This window comes from Modicisalibacter sp. (assembly GCF_055145905.1).
Genome location: NZ_JBSREH010000009.1, coordinates 1 through 1,190 on the forward strand (window position 1 = coordinate 1; position 1,190 = coordinate 1,190).

Below are 1,190 nucleotides of genomic sequence, written 5' to 3' on the forward strand. Positions count from 1 at the left end.
TCATCACCGACGAGGCCCTGCCCGGCACCGGTGTCGACCCCGAGGCCTTCTGGGCCGGCGTCGATGCCCTGGTCCACGACCTCGCGCCCACCAACCGCGCGCTGCTTGCCGAGCGTGATCGCCTGCAGGGCGAGCTCGATGCCTGGCACCAGGCCCACCCGGGGCCGGTGCGCGACATGGCCGCCTACCAGGCGTTCCTGCGCGAGCAGGGTTACCTGGCCGACGAGCCGGGCGAGGTGCAGGTCACCACCCGCAACGTCGACGCCGAGATCGCCGTGCAGGCCGGCCCGCAGCTGGTGGTGCCGGTCAACAATGCCCGCTACGCGCTCAACGCCGCCAACGCCCGCTGGGGCAGCCTCTACGATGCCCTCTACGGCACCGACGTCATCCCCGAGACCGACGGCGCCGAGAAGGGCACCGCCTACAACCCCAAGCGCGGCGAGAAGGTCATCGCCTACGCCCGCGAGGTGCTCGACACCGCCGCGCCGCTGGCCGAGGGCTCGCATCGTGAAGCCACCGGCTACGCGATCCGTGACGGCAAGCTGGTCGTCTCGCGTGACAACGGCCGCGAGACCGGCCTGGCGCGCCCCGACCAGCTGGTCGGCTACCGCGGCGACGCCGCCGCCCCCGAGGCGGTGCTGCTCGCCCACCACGGCCTGCACCTGGAAATCCAGATCGATGCCACGCATCCCATCGGCCAGACCGACCCGGCCCACGTCAAGGACGTGCTCACCGAGGCCGCGGTGACCACCATCATGGACTGCGAGGACTCGGTGGCCGCCGTCGACGCCGAGGACAAGGTCGGCGTCTACCGCAACTGGCTGGGGCTGATGAAGGGCGATCTCGCCGAGTCCTTCGACAAGGGCGGCAAGACCGTCACCCGTCGCCTCAACCCGGATCGCGACTACACCACGCCGGACGGCGGCGCCCTGCGCCTGCCCGGGCGCTCGCTGCTGTTCGTGCGCAACGTCGGCCACCTGATGACCACCCCCGCGGTGCTCGACGCCGACGGCCACGAGATCCCCGAAGGCATCCTCGACGGCGTGCTCACCGGCCTGATCGCCATCCACGACCTCAACAAGGACGACGACCAGCCGCGCAACAGCCGCACCGGCTCGGTGTACATCGTCAAGCCCAAGATGCACGGCCCCAAGGAAGTCGCCTTCGCCAACACCCTGTTCACGCGCATC

The 1,190-nt window shown here is 70.8% G+C and carries 1 protein-coding gene; it reads left to right on the forward strand.

The genetic code is table 11. The features are described from left to right. Window positions 1–2: 2 nt before the first annotated feature. Window positions 3–1,190 (forward strand): malate synthase G (locus ACTCB7_RS04295; protein ID WP_463005675.1); only part of this gene is annotated, 1,188 nt, incomplete at its 3' end.